Here is a 24456-nt window from a genome sequence, read left to right on the forward strand (position 1 = left end):
CCGTGAAAGAAGTTTATGCGTAAGCTCCCATGATGTTGGAAATGGCTTCCTGGTCTAAAAGATTTGCTTTAATTTCTGCAATCATTTCTGAAGTAGACGTAATATTCGGTTGGCCATTTGCGATATCGCCTGTTCTCAAGCCATATTCAAGGACCCTTTCCACCGCCTGCTCAACGGCTTTCGCTTCATCTTCCAAACCAAAGGATAGACGCAGCATGGAAGCCGCCGATAAAATCGTCCCAATCGGATTGGCCAGATTTTTTCCCGCGATATCCGGGGCAGAGCCATGAATCGGTTCATATAGATTTGGCCCTTTTGTTGAAATGGAGGCGGAAGGAAGCATTCCAAGCGAGCCAGTCAATACCGAAGCTTCATCGCTTAAAATATCGCCGAACATATTCTCCGTCACGATAATATCAAATTGTTTCGGGTTTTTGATCAATTGCATGGCTGCATTATCAACAAGCATATGTTCAAGGGTTACATCCGGATAGTCCTTGGCAATTTCTTCAGCGGTCTCACGCCACATCCTGCTGGATTCAAGAACATTCGCTTTATCCACGGATGTTACTTTTTTCTTGCGATCCGATGCTAATGCAAAAGCAAGTTCAATGATGCGCTTCATTTCGCTTTTCTGATAGAAAAGGGTATCGACGACTGCCTCTTTCCCCTCTTTTTCAACGCGCTCACTTGGCTTTCCGAAATAAAGGCCGCCAGTTAGTTCCCTGACAATCACGAAATCCACATCTTCAATGAATTCCTTTTTAAGAGGAGAAGATCCCGACAAGCTGGAATAATAGCTGATTGGACGGATGTTGGCATAAAGATTCAAATCTTTTCGGATTTTCAGCAAACCTCGTTCCGGTCTTAGGTGCGCAGGCTGGTCATCCCACTTAGGCCCTCCAACGGCCCCTAATAATACCGCATCGCTGTTTTTACAAATCTCCACTGTTTCATCCGGCAGGGGTGAACCTGTGTTATCGATGGCCCCGCCGCCAATCTCACCATATTGAAATTCAAAATCGTGTCCATATCTTTGGGCAACGGCTTCGAGGATTTCTACAGCGCCTCTTGTTACTTCTTTCCCGATGCCATCTCCTTGAAGCACCGCAATATTCCTTTTCATCGAAATCTCCCCTTCCTATAGTAATACTGCTTTTTCTTCTAGTTCCTTCATGATGATCACACGGTTCACAGCATTCAAATATGCTTTGGCGGATGCTTCCAAGACGTCCTGATCAAGACCGCGGCCGCTTGTTTCCACTCCGTTATAATCAATTTTCACAAAAACCTGGGCAAGGGCATCCATTCCGCCCCCGACCGATTGAATTCGATAGTCCAGCAAGCTGATCTCGCTGCCCAAACATCTTTCAAGCGTGTTATATAGGGCTTCTACACTTCCCGCACCTGTAGCCGCTTCCTGAATCTCTTCATTATCGCCTTTTTTCAGCGTGACCGTCGCAGTCGCCGTCTGATGGGTACCGTGGGAAATCTGTAAGGCAACCATGTCATAAAAACTGATATCCGTCGCTTTCTCTTCAAGCACCAGTGCAACGATATCTTCATCCGTCATCGTCTTTTTATTATCGGCCAATTCCTTGAATTGGACGAATAACGAGTTCATTTCCTCATCCGTTACCGTAAAATTCAACTCTTGTAATCTTTCTTTGAAAGCATGGCGTCCTGAATGCTTTCCTAAAACGAGTGAATTGGACGAAACACCGACGAGTTCAGGTGATATGATTTCGTACGTCGTTTTTTCTTTTAACACGCCATCCTGGTGAATGCCAGATTCATGCGCGTATGCATTGGCACCAATAATGGCTTTATTAGCTGGAACTTGCATTCCCGTAAGGCGGCTGACCAAGTCACTGGTCCTTTTAATTTCATTCAGTACAAGATCCGTTCCCGCTTGATAGAAATCTTTACGGATGTAGAGTGCCATCGCCACTTCTTCAAGGGCCACATTTCCGGCACGTTCTCCGATTCCGTTGATTGTCCCTTCGACTTGCGTAGCCCCTCCTTCGATGGCAGCCAATGAATTGGCTGTCGCCATTCCAAGATCGTCGTGGCAGTGTGCGGATAAACTAACTTTATCAATAGAAGGAACATGTTCACGAAGGTACCTGAAAATGTTTCCGTATTCGATTGGAGCTGCATACCCTACAGTATCCGGGATGTTAATGACCTTGGCACCAGCTTGAATGACCGCTTCAACGATTTCAGCCAAATAGTCAAGTTCTGTACGGCTTGCATCTTCTGCAGACCATTGCACGATCGGAAAACGCGCTGCCCCGTACTTAACCATTTCTACCGCCCTTTCAATCACTTGCTGCTTCGACATTTTCAACTTATATTCACGATGAATGGGCGAAGTGGCGATGAACGTATGCAATCTTGGTTCTGCGCCGCCCCTTAATGAATCCCAAGCTGCATCAATATCACCTTTTACAGCACGCGCCAGCCCTGTGACAGAGCTGTTTTTGATTTTGCGCGCGATTTCCTGTACGGAGTTGAAATCCCCTTTGGATGCTGCCGGAAAACCGGCTTCGATAATATCAACACCCAATCTTTCAAGCTGATAAGCAATTTCAAGTTTCTCGGTAAAATTCAAATTTACACCGGCTGATTGCTCCCCATCTCGAAGTGTAGTTTCAAATATATTAATTTTTCGCAACGGCTACCACTTCTTTCTCTTGTTGTTGAGGTTTCACGAATGGCATCATTTTTCTTAACTCACGGCCAACCACTTCGATTTGATGTTGGTTTTCACGATTATTGATCGCATTGAAAACTGGACGATTCGCTTGGTTCTCCAAGATCCATCCCTTAGCGAACTCACCGTCTTGGATGTCTTTCAAGATCGCTTTCATTGACTCTTTCGTAGTTTCCGTCACAACGCGTGGTCCAGAAACGAAATCTCCCCATTGAGCTGTGTCAGAAATGGAATAGCGCATGTTTTCCATTCCGCCTTCATACATAAGGTCGATGATTAATTTAAGTTCATGTAAACACTCGAAATATGCTACTTCCGGTTGATATCCAGCTTCTGTCAAGGTTTCGAATCCAGCTTTCACAAGGGCAGTCAATCCGCCGCAAAGTACTGCCTGCTCTCCAAATAGATCCGTTTCCGTTTCTTCCTGGAAAGTGGTTTCCAAACCGCCAGCTCTTAATGAACCGATTCCCCGAGCGTACGCAAGTGCCAATTCCCTTGCTTCACCCGTTACATTTTGATAGATGGCGAATAATGCCGGCACCCCTGCACCTTGTTCATATGTACGGCGAACAAGATGTCCCGGACCTTTTGGAGCGACTAATAATACATCCACGTCTGCCGGGGGAACGATTTGATTGAAATGGACGTTGAATCCGTGTGCGAACATTAACGCTTGCCCCGCACGCAATACCGGTTTGATTTCTTTTTGGTATACTTTCGGCTGAGTTTCATCCGGTAATAGGTTCATGATTACGTCTGCCTGTTCAGCTGCTTCTTTCACTGTGTAAACATTAAAGCCGTCTTCCACCGCTTTATCGAATGATTTGCCTTTCCTGATTCCGATGATTACATCTACACCGCTGTCACGTAGGTTTTGTGCGTGTGCGTGTCCTTGTGAACCATATCCGATTACCGCTACCTTTTTATTGTTGAAAAAATTCTCGTTTGCTTCTGCGTTATAATATACTTTTGCCATAATAATTACATCTCCCTTTTCATCTTTGTTTTTGTTTTGTTTTTTTGTTTTTGGTTTATACGATTGTCGCACTCTTAGCGTGTGCAATTTGCATTCCACGCGGGATGGCGGCTGTCCCTGTCCTTGCCAATTCCTTGATGCCATATGGCTTGATCAGTTCAATGAAGGCTTCGATTTTATCCGATTCCCCAGTGATTTGAACTGTCAGGCTATCTTTACTGACATCTATAACTGACGCTCGGAAGGGTTCGATGACTGAATAAATCTCGGCTCGGGTTTGTGTGGTCACCAATATTTTAATGAGTGCCAGTTCCCTCGCCACAATCGATTGATTCGTAATATCAAATACTTTCAAAACATCGACCTGCTTATTCAATTGCTTGGTGATCTGTTCAATGACAGCTTCATCATCAACATCGACCACGAAGGTCATCCTTGAAATGCCATTCTGTTCGGAGGGTCCGACAGTCATGCTTTCAATGTTATAATTTCTTTTCGTGAACAGGTTCGTAATCCGATTCAGGACGCCTGGCCGGTTGTTCACGGTTAGGCTAAGAATTCCCTTCATTGATTAAACTCCTTCCATTTCATCAAGCCCTTTTCCTTGTGCTACCATCGGGAAGACATTTTCGTTTTGTTTTACACGGAAATCAATCAACACTGGACCATCAGTCTTTAACGCTGCATCCAGGCAGTTGCTTGCCTCTTCCTCCGTCGTCACTTTGTATCCTGGTATTCCATAAGCATCGGCCAATTTCACGAAATCCGGATGCGATTGAAAAATACTGTGTGAGAAACGGTTATCATGAAAGAGTTCCTGCCACTGTCTTACCATCCCGAGTGCCCCGTTGTTGACGATGATGATCTTGATCGGCAGATTCATTTCGGCAATGACCGAAAGTTCCTGCAGGCACATCTGGAATCCACCATCACCCGAAATGGAAAGCACCGTCGCTTTCGGATTCGCCAATTGCGCTCCGAGAGCCGAAGGTAAGCCAAAGCCCATCGTCCCCAATCCACCGGAAGTGACCCATGAATTCGGTTTGTTAAACGGATAGTATTGTGCTGCCCACATTTGATGCTGTCCAACATCCGTCGTAACAATGGCCTCCCCATTCGTTTTTTCATGAAGCATCTGGATGACACGCTGAGGTTTCAGTACGCCTTCTTCATGTGTATAACGCAATGGGAACTCTTCATTCCATGCCGTCAGCTGCGTTGTCCATACATCAATTTCCGGTTTCTTGCCATTTTGCGCAATCAACTCCGCCAGTGCTTCCTTGGCACTTCCGACGACCGGAATTTTTGTCTGCACATTTTTACCGATTTCCGCTGGATCAATATCGATATGGGCCACAGTTGCATGCTGTGCGAATTTCGCCAGATTCCCAGTCAATCGATCATCGAACCGGGCACCGATATTGATTAATAGGTCACATTTCGATAACGCCATGTTTGCTGCATAGCAGCCATGCATACCACCCATTCCGATAAAGAGAGGATGTTCCGCCGGAAAGCCTCCAAGACCCAATAAAGTATGGACGACGGGAATGCCTTGCTGCTCGACATATTCCTTTAATAGATGGGAGGCCTTTGCATGCAGGACTCCTGCCCCTGCAAGAATGACCGGTCTTTTCGCTCCGCTTACGGCTTCAACAAGCTTTCTGATCTGTAAGTAATTAGGCTTGGTCGTCGGCTGATAGCCAGGGAGATCCATTTCTGGCTCCTTATCCGTCGATTCACCTTGTATAATGGCCATATCCTTAGGTATATCGATTAATACTGGGCCGGGGCGGCCGCTTGAAGCGATATAAAAAGCTTCTTTTATAATGCGCGGAAGGTCTTCCGGCTTCCTCACCTGATAGTTATGTTTTGTAATCGGGGTAGTAATCCCCAGTACATCAGCTTCCTGGAAAGCATCCGAACCAATTACACTGGTAGCAACCTGACCCGAAATTACCACAAGCGGTAAAGAGTCAATCATCGCATCGGCCAAACCGGTGACAATGTTCGTTGCCCCTGGACCGGATGTGACTATGACCACCCCCGGCTTGCCGGTAATCCTGGCGTATCCTTCCGCTGCATGAATCGCACCTTGTTCGTGCCTTGTCAAAATATGAAAAAGTTCTGAACTGTAAAGCTTGTCATAAATCGGCAATACAGATCCACCCGGATAACCAAAGATGACTTCAACATTTTCCTTTTTCAATGCATCCAGCAGAAATTCGGCTCCACTATAATGTGTCTTTCCACTCTTCCGATCAGCAACAACTGACTTTTGTGTCATTTCGTAAAAACCTCCTTCACTTTTCCACTAAACGTTTTCCTAAGATTCAGAATTTTCTGCTTTTTAAGCATACAAAAAAGCCTTTTCACCCCAAATGTACTTGCACTCGGCAAGTTAAAGGGGTGAAAAGGCTTGATGAGCCACTCCACGGTACCACCCTTTTTCGCATGAAACTCCATGCGCACTTTGAATAGCATACACTATTCTCTGTTTTGGTAACGGGTACTGGTACGCACCCGTTCAGCCCTACTAGTCAGACGTTCAAGCTGAAACTCCAAGGTGAGTTCATCTTTCTGGACAATACCGGCTCTCAGCTACCCGGCTCTCTGTGACTGCCTTTTTAAAAGACTACTTATCCTCTTCAATGATTTTCGCATTATTCACATTTTTCAAAACGCTTATGTTTGATGTCTTGTATTTGTGATTATCTTACGTGTATTTAAGGTAGTAGTCAACAGGTTTTTTGAAATTTTTTGATAATTCCAAATTGAAAGATTCGTTGTATACGCTTACATACCTATCATGACCACATTCTACAAAAAAAGTTTTTTCAATTTTTAATTTTTAAAAAATCAACCATTCCATTAAATTTAACTTCCCCACCGAAATATCCTCGCACTACCCACATGATGCCAGTCACCGGTAATGATTTTTCCCAAATAGCGGGGGTGGAGATCATCTAAAAAAATGACAGAGGGCTGAACACAGGTGATATTACTCATCCCCTGGTCCAGCCCTCTGGTTCATTTAGCCAATACATCCTCGTATTCTGCATTTTTTTCAAATTGTTTTTGAACGAAAGAACATACCGGAACAATTTTCAGTTTTTCCTCCCGTGCGAACCCTATTACCTTTTCGACTAGGGCATTTCCTACCTTTTGCCCGCGAAGCTTGTCAGAAACAACCGTATGATCCACCGTGATTTCATCATCACCTGATTTAAAGAATGTGATTTCCGCTAGTTTCTCACCAGATTCTTCGACAAAAAAAGAACTTTCACCTTTTTTGATATCCACCATCTTGATGACCTCCTTATAGTTCCTCTTTATCATATCTCACAAAACGGAAATTAAACAAATATTAAAACGTAATCGAAATTGAATAAAGTAAAGTTCCTCCAAAAGCTTTAAAGCTAGCGTTGACCATGTTAAGTTTAATCACAAACTGATGATGGTTGTTCATATTTTTTCAAGGAAGGCAAAAGACATTACTCGATCGTTCTTTTCCTTGCAGCTGATATTCCCTTCCGGTGAAAACTAAGCTTTCCCATGGCTGACGTGTAAAATACTGAATGAAATGCTTTTAAAAGGTTTTTATTACTGTTTCAAACCCAAAATGAAATACAGTGTTTTTCAAGCTTTCGTTTTTTGACAGCATTCACTTAATGGGATAAATCTTCCCGTGACGATGTAAGAATAAGTTTGTAATAGAGATACTAAAAAAACTGCCCTATATAGGTTAGGGCAGTTTTTAAAATTTTATGAACACAAAATATAAAATGATCATCGATAACAATATGACCATAAAAACAGCGATTAGAATTACATGCGCACTTGAAGGCCGGAACGTTCCTTCATTGATTTGCCGCTTCTTCTGAAGATATCCGAATGTCGCCAGAACTGTAATCACAAAGCCCAATGCACATGCAAACATCCCCAGCACGATACTGATCAAATCAATCCGGGCATCCCGATGCACACCGATCGTAAAATGCAGGCTTGTCGCTAGAAAACCAACCCCCACTATCGCAATCACCGTTCTTATCCACGCTAAGAAGGTGCGTTCATTAGCCAGATGCTGCTGCGCATATTTCAATTGATCTTTCTCCATGTCATCACCTTAATCGCACGATTTTAATCAACCTTAAAAATCAATCACCGTTTCAGCAGCCGAAAAGCCCTGATCATAGACCCGACAAACATTAGCCCTGCACCGCCAAGTAATAAATATATACATAGTGTTTTATCAATAACATTCAAAGGATAAAGCAAGGCCCCCAGCGCAACGATTGTCCCTATCCCCGTTATCGTCCATCCTATTTTTTTCATTCGCAACTCCTAAAATTAATTATTTAGTGAAGGTCCCCCACGGGTTTCCCCTTATTTAAAAAGTTCCCTCATTACTAGCTTAAACCATTTAAAAACTAACAACAAGTGAGATCCCTCAATATCTTCACGCAAAAAAGGAGCCATAAATGACTCCCTGTTTGAACACGCCCAAATTCAGCCGTTTTTATTATCCTTATCCATGTATTCTTTTATACTTTCTTTCCACCCAAACCCGAAGTTCCTTTGTGCAAGTTTAGTAATTCGTGTAAAAGGACACCAATCACCAGGAGCCGGGAATCATCCAGAATCTCTAAAGGCTGCATACAAGTCAGTTGGATTTCATTCTATTGTATCCCCGTTCTTCGTATGGCTGTATTTTTTCAAGCCATTCTTCTTCAAGTTTTTTCAATTCCCGTTTAGCATCAAAAAAACCTGTTTCTTTCGGTTTCATTACCTGCAGTACCTCAAAAGAAAAAGCCTCTTTCCCATATTCGTTCCACTCACCTTGCAGCACTTTATTCGTGTTTGTTCCGACTTCCAATTCAAATTGTTTCCCCTTCAACGTCTTTAAATTCCTGGTGCTTCCGATAAAGACTTTATTATTTACCTTATTTCTTATTTGGTATACACCTGCTTCTACTTTCGTTTCTTTATATAATTGCTTCAATTCTTTTTTACGATCCATATTTCATGCCTCCAGTCATCATTTCTTCAGCCAATATTGGCTCCCATCAGGCTTTCTATCCAAGAATCCATATTCTATTAAATATCTTCTCAATAGAACATGATCAGGATAAACGGCACCCAATATTTGATTGATTTCTTTTTCTTCGTATTTCCGCTCTTTTTCAAAACGGTTCATAATTTCTTGGAGAATGATCAGCCTTTGTTTTTCCTTTGGCGGGAAAGACTTTAATGTATCCTGACTGCCTTTAGGGAAGTATTTTTTCAGTACAGTCACCTTTTCATCCTCGGTAACGTTATAACGATCATCGACCATCCTCGCTTTTTGATGAAGCGGGATAAATGCCGGCGCATGTTCATCTTTATCTTTCAAAAGTTCCATCAGGGCTAAAAACAACTTAGCCTGACGCTCTTTCTCCTTCAACACAAAGCGATGGTTCCGAATGGTGGAAGGACTCCCAATCCCCATTTCCTCCTGAACCTCAGCATCATTCTTCCCTTGGTAAAAAAGGCGAAGAAGGCGATTTTGATGGTCCGTGAGACCTGTAAGTTTTTTATCGAGATCAATCAAGTAATCGAAAACGGAGCGGTGTGCATGTTCAATATGAATTCCCATATACCTCTTCGCTTCATAAAGAACTCCATCTTCCGGGTATACGATCCCCTTTTCAATTGCATTTCCGCACAGCAAACAAACATATTGATTCTCACCTTCTATATACCCTTGTTTAAGCTCATCCTGCGACGCGCTCCAAAACATTTCAGCGTCCTTCATAAAACAAACACTTCCCTATAAAGTTTATAATATAATAAACATAATATTAATTTGTTTGCTTTATGTCAATGTTTTTCCTGTTTTTTTATAATTCCAGCAACCGTGAAATCATAAAAACAATACATTGAATTAGAAATAGAAAAAAAGGCACCCGATCACGGATGCCTTTTTCTATGGAGCATAGTATTTGCCCCTCCTCAGAGCTCATTAAGTATTAGCTAGGCACAAACTTAAGTATTCCTTCCAGATAAACACCTTGCTCTTTACGTGTGCATTCCCTCAACTTGATTCTTCCTTCTTTTTCCAACTCCTTGGCTAATTGGACCACTTCAGTTCCATCTTCGGTTATTTCGACTGAGAAAAAATTGCCCCGAGTGGAAGTTTGAATGAACTTGAATAATCTATCTTTATTCATTTAAACATCTCCTTATTTATAACAAATTCGACATAAAAGGATCATCCACCTGCGATAAATATGAAATAAAAAACTTCTTATCGTTATACGAACATTATAAAAGGATGCGAATCGAAATTACCCTCGTTATTTTATACAGCCCAAAAAAGTAAAAAAAGCCAAAACCTTAGAAGGTTTTGGCTTTTTTAGTTAGTGTCCCAGGAGAGATTCGAACTCCCGACCGACGCCTTAGAAGGGCGTTGCTCTATCCAGCTGAGCTACTGAGACGTTTATGATATGAGTTGCGGTAAAACTTATGTATTACCTTAACTGTTCCCTTAGGACACTTCTTATTATATTAGGATATCAAAAGAAAGTCAACGGTTTTTCAAAAAAAGTTTTTTCTTTTTTTATGAACCAGGAAGCGGGGGAAAAACGCTTCCTGTTCATTATACATGAAGTCATTCCATTTGATAAGCATTTCTTAGTTCCTCAACGATTTTTCCTTCAAGGTCATAAAAGATGATTTCAAGTTGGTCATTTCCGATATCCAAAATGGCATAGGTTTTCTCTTTTCGTCCTCGCGGCTGCCTAATGCTTCCCGGGTTGATGAAGAGCTTGCCGTCAATCAATTCTGAGCCTGCAGCATGGGAATGGCCAAAGCAAATAATATCCGCCCCTGTCTCTTCACTTTTATATGAAAGGTTCATCAAGGTCATATTTATATTATAGAGGTGCCCATGCGTAAGGAAGAAACGTTTGCCTGCGATACTCTCCACAATATCATTCGGATATGTTGAATCATAGTCACAATTCCCACGAACGGCTAAGAATTCCGACATGTGAGGGTCATTTCTTTCCAACTCTGAATCACCGCAATGGATCATGGCAGAAACCTCTTGTTTATGACGGTCGGCAATCATGCTGATTTCATGAGTTAAGCCATGACTGTCACTCATTATTAGCACTTTCATCGTCACATTCCTTCTTCCCTTTTTAGAAATAGATCAAGTTTTTCATCTAGAGCCCTCAATGCGTTGGCACGGTGGCTGATTTTGTTTTTTTCCCCTTTTGTCAATTCGGCGTTTGTTTTGCCCTGTTCCTCAACAAAAAAGATGGGATCATAACCGAATCCATTTGTTCCAGAAGGCTGTTCTGTAATCAAGCCTTCCATCGTTCCTGATACCGTAATCGTTTCCTGGTTGGGTGACGCAAGTGCCAATGCGCAATAAAATCTCGCCGTTCTATCCTCTTTTGGTACGCCTTCCAGCTCCCGGAGGACTTTTTCCGTGTTTGCTACATCGCTCTTGGACTCTCCAGCATAGCGCGCAGAATATACGCCAGGACGGCCCTCCAATGCATCTACAATCAATCCGGAGTCATCAGCAATGACAAAGTGGCCCAGCTGATGGGCAATGGCCTCTGCCTTCAGGATCGCGTTTTCTTCAAAAGTCGTGCCAGTTTCCTCAACATCCGGAGCATCCGGTACATCGAGAAGTGTTTTGACTTCATATCCTTTTGCAGAGAATAAGCTTTCGAACTCATTGGCTTTCCCTTTATTTTTCGTTGCAATGATTACTGTCTTCATTTTTCATTTCACCCTTTTTTATTTTATCGGCATGAAGCTTTTGGGGCTAAGAAAGAATCCGCTGTAACTCGTTATATGTAAAAGCCACTTCTTCTCCAGTGCCAAACGGAAGAATTCAGCGCTCCCTTTCACGATAAAAAAGGCCGCTGTATCATCCGGATAACCTAAGTCTAACACAACTCCCTCATCTGCAATAAGCCGAAACTTGTAATCTAACGTTTGTAATTTTCACTAATATGGATATTAACTTTTATGTTATTTATTGAAGTCTTATCAAAGGAATTAATAATTTTATTATCCCACTTATTCACATGGTTTCTGTATGCCTCTTCACTGATGTTAAAAAGGTCTGTATGGATTCCCCCCCTGTCTCCAATGTCTTCAAAATATCTTCCTTAACTTTTATTTCTACCGTTTTTCGATTTTTTCCATATCATTGTTATCTATACTGCTCTAACTTCTAAATCATATAAAGGTTTCTTTTCCTGTTCCAACACGATGATTTTTGCAGTGGGGTCCATGATTTCAACACTTAAAGGTGTAGACCATTTTTTTAGAAAAGCGTTTATATCTTCTTTATCTAGTTTTTTATAAATATAAAAAATAAATAGGGTCCAAACGATACAAGGAACGACACTCATTATGACACTCATCCAAGCATCGCGTTGAGATGCGGTCAAGATATTGTATTCATAATGATTAAAACATAGATGTGTACAGCCTGAATTACCTTTAGATCCAGAATCCCCCCCATTTATCGCATTATTAAAAGTAATTTCCCCTTTTAAAAATTTATTTATGTAAAAACTTTCTCACGATACGGAAAATTGGCTGGCAGGGGTATTAGTTCTCATCTAATGCAATAATTAAGATTTATACGACAGGGGCTCTAAAAGGGTGGTAATTCAATTCTGGAGGCAAAAAAATAAGAGACAGCTTCAGGCTGCCTCATTGCGATATTTCAAATATTATTCCGTTCTTTAAAAACTGCCAGTGTTGACTTTCTCTGGACGTACCACTGGTTCGGATAATTTCTTTCCTTCTTCATTAAGAACATCAGCGCTGCCCTGAACTTGTACTTCAACGCTTTCAATTCCTTTCTGTTCCGTTAAAGAAAGAACCAAGGCATCAAGGACTTCTTGTGATACCTTTTTCTCTTTAAAGCTTCCAAGGATATTTTCATTAAAGTTGAGGCTAACCTTACCTTCTGCCACTTTAGGCTCGTCAAGTAAAGCTACATCACTCATGAACCCTGTTTGCAGGCTGGAACCCGAAGGACTCTTCGTTAATTCCTTAATGACGGCTGTTACATTATCAGACACCGTTTCACTGATCCTGCGCGTCACCGGAACATAATAAGTGTACTCCTCGTCACCGCCTACATAATAAACGGTCAGTGCTTTTGTATTGGAAATGTCGACTACGTCACTCGTATCGATATTGATTCCTGAAGACCTTGAGATATTTTCATCTATCGGTGTGCCATTGACCGGCATTTCGGAAATATCTTCCCCATTGATTCTCATTTGGATTTTATCGACCGAGTCGAATTGTGTCAGGGTCCATGTAATGGCCTGAAGGATTTTAAGTTCATCCTCTTTCTGATAGTTTTTGAACTCCGGCGAAAAGTCCGCCACAGCCACTCCGTCTTTAATGTTCACGCTTATTTGGGTATCGGCAGGAATGACGGCCCTGAACCCATTTGGAAGTTTATCCGTGACTGGTCCGTTACTGACAAGGTAATCAAGGGCCTGTTTAGCGACAGCCTCCGATTTAGGAAGTTCCAATGTCTGCGGAACCACATACCCGCTTTTATCAATTAAATATAACTCCGTCTTCACCGTTTTCGATTCAACAGCGCCTTCTTCTCCATCAGCCGCTGGCTTTTCCTCACCATTCGTTTCTTTTTCTTTCAATGAAGATTCATCCTCGACTAATGTAACATCCTTTGGTGGATCAATTTCCTTTTTCTCTTCACCGCCAAATAATCCGCAGCCCGAGAGCCAAAAAGAAGATGCCAGAATGGTCACAACCATTGTTACTTTTGATTTATTGGACATAAAATCACTCCTAGGACAGTTTGTACTCCTATTTATACGAGCCCTAGGGGAAAATAGACCAATTATTTTTCTCACTGAAATGGAGCTGGGCAACTTGCCCGTACTGCTGCATTTTTGTCAGCTTCATTGGGATTTCAGGAAACCCTGATTGGAACACCGAATCCCCTTTCCCTTTCTATCCCTTAAAGTCCATCTAGGCTTCATCTTCTCTAACGATATATCCATCCTGGCTTGCAGCTATTTACATAACAATATATTTTCCCCTCCGAAAAAAAGACTTCCAAATGGAAGCCTTATAAGTGATCAATTTTAATTGTTTCGATGTCATTGACATGAATACCGAGCCAGCTCGACGCGATGGAACCAAACATATCTCTTGAACCAGTCGTGTAAAAGCGATGAACTGGACGGAGCTTGCTTTTATTGATTAATTTATAGTAATCCAAAATGACACTTGCTTCACGGGCCGTCTCTTCACCAGAGGAAATGACTTGCACTTCGTCCCCCATATAGGAAGAGATTACAGGCCCCAGCAGTGGATAATGAGTACAGCCAAGGATCAATGTGTCGATCTTCGTTTTCTTCAACGGGTTCAAGGTTTGTGCCACGACCCTATTGACGATACCCCCTTGAAACTCCCCGCTTTCCACGATCGGGACAAATTTCGGGCATGCTAAACTATCTACTTTCACATCGGAATTGATGGAAGCAAGCGCGTCGTCATAAGCTTTGCTTTTTACCGTGCCTTCCGTACCAATTACGCCAATATGCAAGGAATCAGAAACTTTCAATGCCGCCCTTGCCCCTGGATGAATGACACCCAACACAGGAATCGGAAGTATTGCCCTGATCTCATCCAATACAGCTGCAGTCGCCGTATTGCAAGCGATGATCAGCATTTTTATATCCTTCTTCATCAAGAACCTCGTCATCTGCCATGTGAAGGTCTGGACATCTTTTTTAGTCCTCGGCCCATAAGGGCATCTTGCTGTATCACCTAAGTAAATTATATTTTCATTTGGAAGCTGACGCATGACTTCTTTAGCTACTGTCAAGCCGCCTACCCCTGAATCAATGATGCCTATCGGTTGTTTCAAAAAACTCGCCTCATTTTTCTTTCATTTCTAGATGTAGTTTTGCTAGAATCCCTTTGAGGGACCTGATGTCAGATTCGTTAAAATTGACTAACACGCCACTCAAGTACTGCTGCCGTTTATTAATGACTTCTTCGATAATCCGTTCACCTTCTTCAAGAAGGTGAATTCGAACCACACGCCGGTCCTTTTCATCCCTGACACGCTGAACAAGCTGATGTTTCTCCATGCGGTCAATCAGATCCGTCGTTGTGCTGAAGGCGAGAAACATCTTTGTGGACAATTCGCCAATCGTCATGTCGCCTGATTCAAAAAGCCATTGCAAAGCCACGAATTGAGGAATGGTAATTTTATAATCATGGAGAATTTCTCTTCCCCTTTGTTTAAGCCACGTCGATACATAGCGCAATTCCCTCTCGATATCGGCTACATTTGCCGCCTGCTTCTCTTCATCCATACACACAGCTCCCCACTTCATGAAACTTATCATACTACCATTTTGGATGAAAGTGAAATGATTTTCAAGATTGATTGCCTGGAAGCATTATGAAACCCCATACATAAAAATAAGCAGCATCCAAAGAAGTCAAAACAACCAGGTTGCTTTGCCCTTCCTTATATGCTGCCAATAAACGGGAGAGAAATTATTTATAAGGCTTACGTATTAAGAGTTAACACATTAAAGCTTAAGTTCTCCCATACGAAGGAGTTCTATGACTGCCTGCGAACGTCCTTTAACTCCAAGCTTCTGCATCGCATTCGAAATATGGTTTCGAACTGTTTTTTCGCTAATAAACAATTCACCTGCGATTTCTTTTGTTGTTTTGTCTTGTACTAGTAACTCAAATACTTCTTTTTCTCTTTTGGTGAGTAGTGGCTTATGAGTGAATTCGTTCTCCTTCAAGTAATGTTACCCTCCTTGCCTTCACCAGCATAAAACCCGGAGTGGGTGTCTATTTAGTCAAGATATAGTATGTCGGCTGGGGCAATGGAGTGACTCTTTTACTTGTCTAAATGGAAATATTTTTAGGATTGTTCAGCTCTGTATGCCACATCGATCGTTTCATCTCTTCCGTCCAAGGTACGGGCTTTCCGGTGGCCTTTGAGACTTGTACAATCGTCCCCCTGCCCGTTAAACAAATTGAACCATCTTGTTTAGCTCCCATATAATGTAACTCCACTGAAGAATTTCCGATATGGTCAGCTTTCACATGGATTGTCAAATGATCATTGAAAAACACCTGCTTCAGGTAATCACACTGTAAATTTGCAACAACCGGCATCTCACCGCATTCAGCCGAGGTCCAATCCTTCATGAACCCCATACTGTTGAAATACTCAATCCGAGCTTCCTCAAAATAAGTAAAAGGAATCGTGTTATTCAAGTGCCCAAACATATCAGTTTCCGAAAAGCGGACCTTAATCTCATGTTTAAAAGAAAAATCATTGATCCACTCCGTTATATTATCGATATATGATATTCTGCCCAATTTGTGCACACCCTTTCTGAATTGAATGACTATTCACTCATTTTATAAGAAAACAACGATAATGAAAAGGATTTTCTATTGAAGCAGATTAATTTTATCAAGCTCACTTCATTAATCAAATCCTTCACCGTTGGCTTGGGCCGCATTTACACTTTAATCCCAGTTATCAATCGTTTATATTGCAATCGATTACCAACCAAGTCAACGTGCGTCAAACAATAAAAAAAAGAACCCATATCATATGATACAGGTTCTTTCATGTTACTTATTAAACTTCATCACTGCCGAAGAAGTTACGGAATTGTTGGATCGTAGTATCACGGTTCAACGCGGCAATTGAAGTCGTCAATGGAATGCCTTTCGGACAAGACTGCACACAGTTTTGCGAGTTACCGCAGTTTGCAAGCCCTCCATCACCCATGATCGTATTTAAACGTTCAGCTTTGTTCATTGCACCTGTTGGATGTGCATTGAATAAACGAACTTGCGATAATGGTTGTGGCCCAATGAAGTCTGAATTGCTGTTTACGTTCGGACAAGCTTCCAAACAAACACCGCAAGTCATACATTTAGATAACTCGTAAGCCCATTGGCGTTTCTTTTCTGGCATACGAGGTCCTGGTCCAAGATTGTACGTTCCATCGATAGGAATCCATGCTTTTACCTTTTTCAATGAGTCGAACATACGGCTGCGATCGACTTGCAGGTCACGAACAACAGGGAATGTACGCATTGGAGCTAGACGAACTGGCTGCTCCAATTGATCGATAAGAGCTGTACATGATTGTCTTGGTTTACCATTGATAACCATTGAACAAGCACCACATACCTCTTCAAGACAGTTCATGTCCCATGCGATTGCTGTAGTGTGCTTGCCTTGTACAGTTACTGGATTACGACGAATTTCCATTAGAGCGGAAATTACGTTCATATTCGGGCGGTACGCTAATTCGAATTCCTCATCATAAGGAGCTGAATCCGGTGTATCTTGACGAGTGATTATAAAACGGACTGTTTTAGTCTCAGATTTAGTTTCAACCATTTTTTTGCTCCCCCTCTTTAGTGTTTCGTTGTGTAGTCACGTTTACGCGGTGCGATAAGTGATACATCAATATCTTCGTAATGGAATTCAGGTGCTTGATTTAAGCCTTTGAATGTCGCCATTGTAGTTTTCATGAATTTATCATCATTACGTTCTGGGAAATCAGGTTTGTAATGAGCTCCGCGGCTTTCGTCACGGTTTAAAGCACCAATTGTGATTACACGAGCTAATTGCATCATGTTTTGAAGCTGTCTAGTGAAGGCAGCTCCTTGGTTGCTCCATTTTGCCGTGTCGTTGATGTTAATTTTCTTGTAACGTTCCATCAGCTCAAGAATCTTGTTATCCGTTTCTTTCAGCTTGTCATTGTAACGAACTACAGTAACATGCTGTGTCATCCACTCACCAAGTTCTTTGTGTAGAACATACGCGTTTTCATTACCATCAAGAGACATGACTTCATTCCATTTCTCCTGTTCTTGTTTTTCGTACCCTTCATACAATGAAGAAGGAATGGATTCTGAAGTTTTATCAAGGCCTTCAATATATTTAACGGCATTCGGTCCAGCGACTGAACCACCATAGATTGCAGAAAGAAGTGAGTTCGCACCAAGACGGTTACCGCCATGTTGTGAGTAATCACACTCACCTGCAGCGAATAAACCTTTGATGTTAGTCATTTGGTCATAATCCACCCAAAGTCCGCCCATAGAATAGTGAACGGCAGGGAAAATTTTCATTGGAACTTTACGAGGATCTTCACCCATGAATTTCTCGTAAATTTCAATGATTCCGCCAAGTTTGATATCAAGTTCTTTAGGGTCTTTATGAGAAAGATCCAGGTAAACCATGTTTTCTCCGTTAATACCAAGCTTCATGTTCATACATACGTCGAAGATTTCACGCGTCGCGATATCACGAGGTACAAGGTTACCATAAGCAGGATATTTTTCTTCAAGGAAATACCAAGGTTTTCCGTCTTTATATGTCCAGATACGTCCACCTTCACCACGAGCGGATTCACTCATTAGACGAAGCTTATCATCTCCAGGGATTGCTGTCGGGTGAATTTGAATGAACTCACCATTTGCATAATTTACACCTTGTTGATAAACGATGGATGCTGCTGATCCTGTATTGATCATTGAGTTAGTTGATTTACCGAAAATGATTCCAGGGCCGCCGCTCGCCATGATGACTGCGTCGCCAGGGAATGATTTGATTTCCATTGAAGTCAGGTTTTGAGCTACGATACCGCGTGCTGTTTGCTCATCATCGATAACAGCTCCAAGGAATTCCCAGCCTTCATATTTCGTTACAAGGCCTTCAACTTCATAACGGCGAACCTGCTCGTCCAATGCGTAAAGTAATTGCTGACCAGTTGTTGCACCAGCGAATGCTGTACGGCTATGTTGAGTACCACCGAAACGACGGAAATCAAGAAGACCTTCCGGAGTACGGTTGAACATTACACCCATACGGTCAAACATGTGGATGATCGATGGTGCTGCTTCGCACATCGCTTTAACCGGCGGTTGGTTAGCCAAGAAATCTCCGCCATAAACTGTATCGTCGAAGTGGATGTATGGAGAATCCCCTTCACCTTTTGTATTTACTGCCCCGTTAATTCCGCCTTGGGCACAAACTGAGTGAGAGCGTTTAACAGGCACTAAAGAAAATAAATCAACCTGTTGTCCCAGCTCTGCTGCTTTGATCGTAGCCATTAATCCAGCTAGACCTCCACCAACGATAACTATTTTACCTTTACCCAATTCTGTCACTCCCTTATTTCCATTAGCCAAGCTATGTTTTTCCTAATACTTATAAATGAACTCTATCTTCTTATACGAAAGCGAAAATTGCGCTAACTCCGATATAAGAAAGAAGAACGAAAACGATCAATGTAAAGTATGTCATGATTCTTTGCGATCTTGGTGAAACTGTCAGACCCCAGCTCACTGCAAATGACCATAATCCATTAGCAAAGTGGAAAATTGCTGAGATAATACCGACAATATAGAACCCGATCATGAATGGATTAGAGAAAATTTCCGCCATCATATCGAAATCAACTGTTGCCCCTAGAGCTGCTTGGACTCTAGTTTCCCAAATGTGCCAAACAAGGAAGATCAAAGTTATGATTCCAGTCAAGCGTTGCAGCATGAACATCCAGTTACGGAAGAAGCCAAATCTCCCCAAATTGTTTTTTGCTGTAAAGGCAATATAAATTCCGTATACAGCATGGAAAAGGATTGGTAGATAGATGACTACCCATTCAACCAAAAGCTTTACGGGCGTATATTCAATCAAATGAACTGCCCCATTAAAAGTCTCTTCTCCTTTTGTTGCCATAAAGTTTACCGATAAATGAAAAATTAGGAATAGACCAATTGGAATTACTCCTAGAAGTGAATGAAGCCTGCGATTCCCAAACTCACGATTCTTTGCCACTAAGTGCCCCCCCTTAATTTGTGAAAAATCATGCAAAGATAATCTGGTGGCTACCTTTTATCTCCGCGTGAAAATATAGTATAGAGTCAAAAAAACTCCTCTATACTTCCTTTACAATTATGTGACATGTCCATTTTACTCCTGACTTCAATGTGCGTCAAGAAAACGGATACAAGAAATCTCTTTTTCAGAATAGATTTTATTGGATTAAATTGTCAATTTTTAATCTATCAAGTATATATTTTGGAGAAATTACAAATTAATCTATTAATATCCCGCTATAATTTATCATTTTTTTCCATTTGTTATTTAAATAAATAAAAAACAGTATAATTTGCAAAAGAAATACGTTTATAATAGATTTACAGAAAGAGGCGATAAATTATGAAAAAAAATATTGCTGCTGCGATAGAAGAAGAGATTCAAACTGAAGAAATTCAAACTGAAGAATTCAAAGTTCCAGCTTTCGGGTACGAATTAATCAGAGAAGTTCTATTGGACGATATTCTCGGAAAAGACTCTAATCAAATCCTCTATTGGGCAGGTAAACAATTAGCAAGAAAATTCCCATTGAATGGCGATCAGGAAGTTATTGAATTTTTCCAAAGCGCCGGATGGGGCAATCTGGAAATCTTGAAGTATACGAAACACGAGATGGAATTATCCCTGACGGGTGAAATAATCAGCCGCCGCCTGGACTTACACCCTGATTGTCACTTCCAGCTTGAAGCCGGTTTCCTTGCCGAGCAGTTTTCACTGCAAAAAAAATTCCTCAGCGAATCAACGGAAGAAATCAAACGCCGCGCAAAAAAAGTGATATTCACCATCCAATGGGATCCCAGAGATCCAATCTAATGAGCCCTTAAAACAGACTTACCCTTTTTACCGGAAGTCTGTTTTTTATTGGACTCCTGCACTTAAGCTAGCACATTTGCATGCTGACCAAGTTTAAATGCTTCATGAAGGGATTCAACCGCCTTCACCATTTCCTTTTCATTGACGACAGTCGAAACTTTAATTTCCGACGTGCTGACCATTTTCACCTGGATGCCTGTATTGGCCATCACTTCAAACATCTCGGCAGCCACACCGGGGTTGGATACCATACCAGAACCGACGATGGACACTTTGGCCAACCCGCTCTCCGTTTCGACCCGGTCGAATCCCAATCGTTCTTTATTATTTTCCAGCACGATCAAGGCCGCTTCCGTATCTTCACTTTTTGTGGAAAAAGATAGATTGGTCGTATCCTCGGCTGTCATGCTTTGAATGATGATGTCCACATTGATCCGGTTTTTCGCAAGTGTCGTGAAGATTGTGGATAATGCACCAAGTGATTGGGGCAAACCATAAATTGTGACTCTCGTAATACTGTCTTCAAAAGCAATGCCGCGTACAATTAAGTTTTCTTCCATAGTTGCTTCCTCCTCAATGATCGTTCCTGATTCTCTCTCCATGCTTGAACGGACTTCAAGCGGAATTTGATAATTTTTTGCATATTCGACAGCCCTTGGATGGAGGACGCCCGCCCCTAGGTTGGCAAGTTCCAGCATTTCATCGTAAGAAATGGATTGGAGTTTTCGCGCGCCTTTTATGTAGCGTGGATCCGTTGTGAAAACACCTGTTACATCGGTATAAATATCGCATCTATCCGCATTCAGAGCTGCAGCGATGGCAACCGCCGTCGTATCGGAACCGCCTCTTCCCAATGTAGTGATTTCCCCATTTACATCGTTTCCCTGGAAACCGGCCACGACCACTATTTTCTTCTGTTGAAGCTGAGCTTGGATCCTTGAAGCATCAATGTTTAAAATCCGGGCATTCCCATGAACAGATTCCGTTTGCATGCCAGCCTGCCAGCCAGTATACGAAATGGCTTCATGCCCTTCTTCAATCAATGCCATCGTTAACAGGGAAATCGTTACCTGTTCCCCAGTGGTCAATAGCATATCCATTTCCCTTTTGCTCGGGGTTCCGGAAATATCACGGGCCATGGAAACCAATTGGTCCGTTGTTTTCCCCATGGCTGAAACAACGACGACTACCTCATTTCCATTCTCCGCTTCCTCGATTACCCGATTGGCAACATTTTTGATTTTTTCTACGCTACCGACGGATGTTCCGCCGAATTTTTGAACGATTAATGCCATCCTCATGCACCCTCTCTACTTTTTAGGCAATAAAAAAAGCAATGAGAAATATCTCATTGCTGTGATCACATATCCAATACTGTAAACACACTGAGATAGCTCTCCAGGGTATAAACCCTGACAATCCGCCATTTATTAAATGTCGGACCAGGAAAACAAGGTATGAGTCTTGTCTTCCTTCGGCGTCATCCCCTTTCAAAACCTTTCATGGAAGCTCATACTTCTCCAGGTCTTTACTCTTGAATTCCGCACCTCTATCAGCACTTTTAAGTTGTCTAGTTAAAAATTCCTTTTAATCATAGCATAGTGATTTATCGGTAGCAAGATTATTCTTGTAATTTTCTAACGATTCCCTCGGCTACCCCTTTTGGCATTCCAGCTTCCATGATTTCCTCGACTGTTGCCTCTTTGATTTTCTTCAATGATCCAAAATGCCTTAATAATTGCTTCCTTCGTTTTTCCCCGACTCCTGGAATATCATCAAGCTGGGAGTGAACCGCATTTTTCCCGCGTAGCTGGCGATGAAAAGTAATCGCGAACCGATGCACTTCATCCTGAATTCTTTGCAATAGGTAAAATTCCTGGCTCCGAGAATCAAGAGGTACGATTTCAAGAGGATTTCCGATCATCAATTGCGATGTCCTATGCTTTTCATCCTTAATGAGGCCTGAAAGCGGAATCTCAAGGCCCAATTCATTCTCCAGAATATCCCGAACGGCTTCGACATGTCCCTTTCCGCCATCAATGATGATCAAGTCCGGTAGCGGCAGCCCTTCTTTCAATACTCGTGAATACCTTCTTCTGACCACTTCACGCATCGATTCATAATCATCAGGTCCCTGGACCGTCTTGATTTTATATTTTCGATACTCTCTTTTTTCCGGCTTCCCATCAATGAACACGACTAAAGCCGAAACAGGGTCACTTCCCTGGATATTGGAGTTATCGAAAGCTTCAATTCGGTGCGGGGTGTAGATGCCCAGTTGGTTCCCGAGGTTTTCCACCGCATTGATCGTTCTTTCTTCATCCCTTTCAATCAAAGAGAATTTTTCCTGAAGGGCGATGGAGGCATTTTTATTCGCCAATTTAAGCATGTCTTTTTTCGCCCCCCTTTTGGGGTGAATCGTTTTGACCCCAAGCAGCCCTTCGGCCATTTCGGCATCCACTGATTCAGGCAGCAAGATTTCCTTTGGTTTAAAATGGTTCGTAATCTCGTAAAACTGACCTAGGAATGTAAGTAGTTCCTGTTCGGGTTCATCATAGACCGGAAAAAGTGAAACATCCCTTTCTATTAATTTACCCTGCCGGACAAAAAATACCTGAACACACATCCATCCTTTATCATAGGCAAAGCCAAATACATCCCTGTCGACGAAATCGGTCGTCATCATTTTTTGCTTCTCCATCGTAATATCAATGTGGGCAATCTTGTCACGGAACTCCTTGGCCCTCTCGAAATCGAGCTCTTCTGATGCCACTAGCATTTTTTCAGTCAGTTCTTTTTTTATTTCAGTATGCCCGCCGTTCAAGAACCGGTTGATATCATCCACCATTTTTTTATATTCCTGTTCCTCTACTTCATATACACATGGGGCCAGGCACTGGCCAAGATGATAATAGAGACACACGCGATCTGGTAAAGTATTGCATTTTCTTAGGGGATAGATGCGGTCGAGCAATTTTTTCGTTTCGTTAGCTGCAAACGCATTCGGATAAGGACCGAAATATTTCCCTTTGTCTTTTTTGACTTTTCGCGTAATGATTAGACGCGGGTGGCGTTCCGCAGTCAGCTTGATGAAAGGATACGTCTTATCATCCTTTAGCATGACATTATATTTTGGGTCATGTTTTTTGATTAAGTTCAGCTCTAAAATAAGAGCCTCGATATTGGAAGAGGTGACGATGTATTCGAAATCCTCAATCTCATTCACGAGCCGAAATGTTTTTCCATCATGAGATCCCGTAAAATAAGATCGGACACGATTTTTCAACACCTTCGCTTTGCCTACATATATGATCGTTCCCTGACGATCCTTCATTAAATAACAACCAGGTTGATCGGGAAGAAGGGCAAGTTTATTCTTTATTTGTTGATTCATGCATTCAGCCTCCTGTTCTCCCATTTTTACAATCATTATATATCAAGATAGCGAAAAAAGCTTCAAGTCCGCAGACTTGAAGCTTTTTTTAGCTATCTTACTATTACGCGTGTTTTGCAATAAGTTCAGCAAGTGCTTCTTTAGGTTGGAAACCAACAACCTTATCAACCACTTCACCGTCTTTAAGGACGATTAATGTCGGGATGCTCATTACACCGAATTTCCCTGCTGTTTCTTGGTTTTCATCTACATCCACTTTTACGATTTTTGCTGTATCGCCAATTTCAGTATCAAGTTCTTGAAGAACTGGAGCGATCATTTTACAAGGTCCGCACCATGGAGCCCAAAAATCTACAAGAACAACACCTTCGCTAGTATCTGTTGTGAAAGTTTGGTCAGTTGCATTTACAATAGCCATATATATTTCCTCCTCAAATTTACTCAAATAACTAAAGACAGTATACCATTGTTGCTCGAATCGATGCTAATATTTTGCTTCAGTGGTAGGATGTCCAAAAAAAGAATAAATATGCAGGCCGAAGTCCTTGCCTCTTAGCCAAAATAAAGGGGCAAGACATGTGTCGGCTTATGCCAAATGTCTTGCC

Annotated in this window: 27 protein-coding genes, 1 tRNA gene, 1 riboswitch and 1 other annotated feature; of the genes, 1 reads left to right on the forward strand and 27 read right to left on the reverse strand. The window is 41.9% G+C overall.

Annotated features, from left to right (window positions below; all coding sequences use genetic code 11):
- Positions 1 to 13: 13 nt before the first annotated feature.
- From leuB to N0M92_RS08705, 24 genes are all read right to left on the reverse strand, one after another.
- Positions 14 to 1126 carry a 3-isopropylmalate dehydrogenase gene (gene leuB, locus N0M92_RS08590; RefSeq protein ID WP_192205978.1) on the reverse strand — a complete coding sequence of 371 codons (1113 nt, stop codon included), beginning with the start codon at positions 1124 to 1126 and terminating at the stop codon, positions 14 to 16.
- 15 nt (positions 1127 to 1141) lie between these two features.
- Positions 1142 to 2677, reverse strand: a complete 1536-nt coding sequence (locus N0M92_RS08595; protein WP_260285337.1) for a 2-isopropylmalate synthase — start codon at positions 2675 to 2677, stop codon at positions 1142 to 1144.
- A complete protein-coding gene (ilvC, locus tag N0M92_RS08600; RefSeq protein ID WP_260285338.1) occupies positions 2664 to 3692 on the reverse strand; it encodes a ketol-acid reductoisomerase in 1029 nt (342 codons plus the stop codon). The genes N0M92_RS08595 and ilvC overlap by 14 nt, the downstream gene beginning before the upstream one ends.
- Positions 3693 to 3747: 55 nt before the next feature.
- A complete protein-coding gene (ilvN, locus tag N0M92_RS08605) occupies positions 3748 to 4260 on the reverse strand; it encodes an acetolactate synthase small subunit (protein ID WP_260285339.1) in 513 nt (170 codons plus the stop codon).
- A gap of 3 nt (positions 4261 to 4263) precedes the next feature.
- Entirely contained in the window at positions 4264 to 5979 is a 1716-nt protein-coding gene (gene ilvB, locus N0M92_RS08610; protein ID WP_260285340.1) for an acetolactate synthase large subunit, read from the reverse strand.
- Positions 5980 to 6094: 115 nt separating this feature from the next.
- Positions 6095 to 6353: a binding site (T-box leader), on the reverse strand.
- Positions 6354 to 6722: 369 nt separating this feature from the next.
- A complete protein-coding gene (locus N0M92_RS08615; RefSeq protein ID WP_081395481.1) occupies positions 6723 to 6998 on the reverse strand; it encodes a GNAT family N-acetyltransferase in 276 nt (91 codons plus the stop codon).
- A gap of 451 nt (positions 6999 to 7449) precedes the next feature.
- Positions 7450 to 7809 (reverse strand): YidH family protein, encoded by a 360-nt coding sequence (locus tag N0M92_RS08620; protein WP_260285342.1) that lies wholly within the window; start codon positions 7807 to 7809, stop codon positions 7450 to 7452.
- 44 nt (positions 7810 to 7853) lie between these two features.
- Entirely contained in the window at positions 7854 to 8027 is a 174-nt protein-coding gene (locus N0M92_RS08625; RefSeq protein ID WP_179890986.1) for a hypothetical protein, read from the reverse strand.
- A 328-nt stretch (positions 8028 to 8355) separates the two neighbouring features.
- On the reverse strand, positions 8356 to 8712 hold the full coding sequence (locus N0M92_RS08630; RefSeq protein WP_260285343.1) for a GIY-YIG nuclease family protein: 357 nt from the start codon (positions 8710 to 8712) through the stop codon (positions 8356 to 8358).
- 18 nt (positions 8713 to 8730) lie between these two features.
- Positions 8731 to 9486, reverse strand: coding sequence for a DUF2087 domain-containing protein (locus N0M92_RS08635; protein WP_260285344.1), 756 nt, complete (start codon positions 9484 to 9486; stop codon positions 8731 to 8733).
- 214 nt (positions 9487 to 9700) lie between these two features.
- Positions 9701 to 9901, reverse strand: a complete 201-nt coding sequence (locus tag N0M92_RS08640) for a hypothetical protein (protein WP_048688856.1) — start codon at positions 9899 to 9901, stop codon at positions 9701 to 9703.
- A 193-nt stretch (positions 9902 to 10094) separates the two neighbouring features.
- Positions 10095 to 10168 (reverse strand) — tRNA-Arg (locus N0M92_RS08645).
- A 173-nt stretch (positions 10169 to 10341) separates the two neighbouring features.
- Positions 10342 to 10854 carry a metallophosphoesterase gene (locus tag N0M92_RS08650; protein WP_260285345.1) on the reverse strand — a complete coding sequence of 171 codons (513 nt, stop codon included), beginning with the start codon at positions 10852 to 10854 and terminating at the stop codon, positions 10342 to 10344.
- A 2-nt stretch (positions 10855 to 10856) separates the two neighbouring features.
- The gene (locus N0M92_RS08655; protein WP_260285346.1) at positions 10857 to 11468 is read right to left on the reverse strand and encodes an XTP/dITP diphosphatase; all 612 of its coding nucleotides are present in this window, start codon (positions 11466 to 11468) and stop codon (positions 10857 to 10859) included.
- A gap of 18 nt (positions 11469 to 11486) precedes the next feature.
- Positions 11487 to 11645: a hypothetical protein gene (locus tag N0M92_RS08660; RefSeq protein WP_260285347.1), complete on the reverse strand. Its 159-nt coding sequence runs from the start codon at positions 11643 to 11645 to the stop codon at positions 11487 to 11489.
- A gap of 266 nt (positions 11646 to 11911) precedes the next feature.
- Entirely contained in the window at positions 11912 to 12109 is a 198-nt protein-coding gene (locus N0M92_RS08665) for a hypothetical protein (RefSeq protein ID WP_260285348.1), read from the reverse strand.
- Positions 12110 to 12448: 339 nt separating this feature from the next.
- Positions 12449 to 13528, reverse strand: coding sequence for a GerMN domain-containing protein (locus N0M92_RS08670; protein WP_260285349.1), 1080 nt, complete (start codon positions 13526 to 13528; stop codon positions 12449 to 12451).
- A 293-nt stretch (positions 13529 to 13821) separates the two neighbouring features.
- Positions 13822 to 14625, reverse strand: coding sequence for a glutamate racemase (racE, locus tag N0M92_RS08675; protein WP_098370035.1), 804 nt, complete (start codon positions 14623 to 14625; stop codon positions 13822 to 13824).
- 10 nt (positions 14626 to 14635) lie between these two features.
- On the reverse strand, positions 14636 to 15079 hold the full coding sequence (locus N0M92_RS08680) for a MarR family winged helix-turn-helix transcriptional regulator (RefSeq protein ID WP_260285350.1): 444 nt from the start codon (positions 15077 to 15079) through the stop codon (positions 14636 to 14638).
- A gap of 222 nt (positions 15080 to 15301) precedes the next feature.
- The gene (locus N0M92_RS08685; RefSeq protein WP_028392149.1) at positions 15302 to 15526 is read right to left on the reverse strand and encodes a helix-turn-helix domain-containing protein; all 225 of its coding nucleotides are present in this window, start codon (positions 15524 to 15526) and stop codon (positions 15302 to 15304) included.
- Between the two features lie 106 nt (positions 15527 to 15632).
- Complete coding sequence (locus tag N0M92_RS08690; protein WP_260285351.1) at positions 15633 to 16112, reverse strand: acyl-CoA thioesterase; 480 nt, start codon at positions 16110 to 16112, stop codon at positions 15633 to 15635.
- A 268-nt stretch (positions 16113 to 16380) separates the two neighbouring features.
- A complete protein-coding gene (gene sdhB / locus N0M92_RS08695) occupies positions 16381 to 17154 on the reverse strand; it encodes a succinate dehydrogenase iron-sulfur subunit (protein WP_034308984.1) in 774 nt (257 codons plus the stop codon).
- Positions 17155 to 17171: 17 nt separating this feature from the next.
- Positions 17172 to 18923 carry a succinate dehydrogenase flavoprotein subunit gene (gene sdhA / locus N0M92_RS08700; protein ID WP_260285441.1) on the reverse strand — a complete coding sequence of 584 codons (1752 nt, stop codon included), beginning with the start codon at positions 18921 to 18923 and terminating at the stop codon, positions 17172 to 17174.
- Positions 18924 to 18993: 70 nt separating this feature from the next.
- Complete coding sequence (locus tag N0M92_RS08705; RefSeq protein WP_260285352.1) at positions 18994 to 19602, reverse strand: succinate dehydrogenase cytochrome b558 subunit; 609 nt, start codon at positions 19600 to 19602, stop codon at positions 18994 to 18996.
- A 384-nt stretch (positions 19603 to 19986) separates the two neighbouring features.
- Between N0M92_RS08705 and N0M92_RS08710 the strand changes: the two genes are divergently transcribed.
- The gene (locus N0M92_RS08710) at positions 19987 to 20457 is read left to right on the forward strand and encodes a YslB family protein (RefSeq protein ID WP_260285353.1); all 471 of its coding nucleotides are present in this window, start codon (positions 19987 to 19989) and stop codon (positions 20455 to 20457) included.
- 62 nt (positions 20458 to 20519) lie between these two features.
- Here the strand turns inward: N0M92_RS08710 and N0M92_RS08715 are convergent, their stop codons facing one another.
- The 3 genes from N0M92_RS08715 to trxA form a co-directional block, all read right to left on the reverse strand.
- Positions 20520 to 21752 carry an aspartate kinase gene (locus N0M92_RS08715; protein ID WP_260285354.1) on the reverse strand — a complete coding sequence of 411 codons (1233 nt, stop codon included), beginning with the start codon at positions 21750 to 21752 and terminating at the stop codon, positions 20520 to 20522.
- Between the two features lie 88 nt (positions 21753 to 21840).
- Positions 21841 to 22017, reverse strand: a riboswitch (Lysine riboswitch).
- A 61-nt stretch (positions 22018 to 22078) separates the two neighbouring features.
- Positions 22079 to 23851, reverse strand: a complete 1773-nt coding sequence (gene uvrC / locus N0M92_RS08720; protein WP_260285355.1) for an excinuclease ABC subunit UvrC — start codon at positions 23849 to 23851, stop codon at positions 22079 to 22081.
- 103 nt (positions 23852 to 23954) lie between these two features.
- Positions 23955 to 24269, reverse strand: a complete 315-nt coding sequence (trxA, locus tag N0M92_RS08725) for a thioredoxin (protein ID WP_034308995.1) — start codon at positions 24267 to 24269, stop codon at positions 23955 to 23957.
- Between the last annotated feature and the right edge of the window lie 187 nt (positions 24270 to 24456).

The sequence above is a fragment of the Peribacillus aracenensis genome, assembly GCF_025175645.1.
Classification (GTDB): Bacteria; Bacillota; Bacilli; order Bacillales; family DSM-1321; genus Peribacillus; species Peribacillus aracenensis.

Excerpts from the sequence above, each read along its gene's own strand:
- leuB (WP_192205978.1), bottom strand. The coding sequence starts at position 1,126 with ATGAAAAGGAATATTGCGGTGCTTCAAGGAGATGGCATCGGGAAAGAA.
- ilvC (WP_260285338.1), bottom strand. The coding sequence starts at position 3,692 with ATGGCAAAAGTATATTATAACGCAGAAGCAAACGAGAATTTTTTCAAC.
- ilvN (WP_260285339.1), bottom strand. The coding sequence starts at position 4,260 with ATGAAGGGAATTCTTAGCCTAACCGTGAACAACCGGCCAGGCGTCCTG.
- ilvB (WP_260285340.1), bottom strand. The coding sequence starts at position 5,979 with ATGACACAAAAGTCAGTTGTTGCTGATCGGAAGAGTGGAAAGACACAT.
- N0M92_RS08615 (WP_081395481.1), bottom strand. The coding sequence starts at position 6,998 with ATGGTGGATATCAAAAAAGGTGAAAGTTCTTTTTTTGTCGAAGAATCT.
- N0M92_RS08620 (WP_260285342.1), bottom strand. The coding sequence starts at position 7,809 with ATGGAGAAAGATCAATTGAAATATGCGCAGCAGCATCTGGCTAATGAA.
- N0M92_RS08625 (WP_179890986.1), bottom strand. The coding sequence starts at position 8,027 with ATGAAAAAAATAGGATGGACGATAACGGGGATAGGGACAATCGTTGCG.
- N0M92_RS08630 (WP_260285343.1), bottom strand. The coding sequence starts at position 8,712 with ATGGATCGTAAAAAAGAATTGAAGCAATTATATAAAGAAACGAAAGTA.
- N0M92_RS08635 (WP_260285344.1), bottom strand. The coding sequence starts at position 9,486 with ATGAAGGACGCTGAAATGTTTTGGAGCGCGTCGCAGGATGAGCTTAAA.
- N0M92_RS08640 (WP_048688856.1), bottom strand. The coding sequence starts at position 9,901 with ATGAATAAAGATAGATTATTCAAGTTCATTCAAACTTCCACTCGGGGC.
- N0M92_RS08650 (WP_260285345.1), bottom strand. The coding sequence starts at position 10,854 with ATGAAAGTGCTAATAATGAGTGACAGTCATGGCTTAACTCATGAAATC.
- N0M92_RS08655 (WP_260285346.1), bottom strand. The coding sequence starts at position 11,468 with ATGAAGACAGTAATCATTGCAACGAAAAATAAAGGGAAAGCCAATGAG.
- N0M92_RS08665 (WP_260285348.1), bottom strand. The coding sequence starts at position 12,109 with ATGAGTGTCGTTCCTTGTATCGTTTGGACCCTATTTATTTTTTATATT.
- N0M92_RS08670 (WP_260285349.1), bottom strand. The coding sequence starts at position 13,528 with ATGTCCAATAAATCAAAAGTAACAATGGTTGTGACCATTCTGGCATCT.
- N0M92_RS08680 (WP_260285350.1), bottom strand. The coding sequence starts at position 15,079 with ATGGATGAAGAGAAGCAGGCGGCAAATGTAGCCGATATCGAGAGGGAA.
- sdhB (WP_034308984.1), bottom strand. The coding sequence starts at position 17,154 with ATGGTTGAAACTAAATCTGAGACTAAAACAGTCCGTTTTATAATCACT.
- N0M92_RS08710 (WP_260285353.1), top strand. The coding sequence starts at position 19,987 with ATGAAAAAAAATATTGCTGCTGCGATAGAAGAAGAGATTCAAACTGAA.
- N0M92_RS08715 (WP_260285354.1), bottom strand. The coding sequence starts at position 21,752 with ATGGCATTAATCGTTCAAAAATTCGGCGGAACATCCGTCGGTAGCGTA.
- uvrC (WP_260285355.1), bottom strand. The coding sequence starts at position 23,851 with ATGAATCAACAAATAAAGAATAAACTTGCCCTTCTTCCCGATCAACCT.
- trxA (WP_034308995.1), bottom strand. The coding sequence starts at position 24,269 with ATGGCTATTGTAAATGCAACTGACCAAACTTTCACAACAGATACTAGC.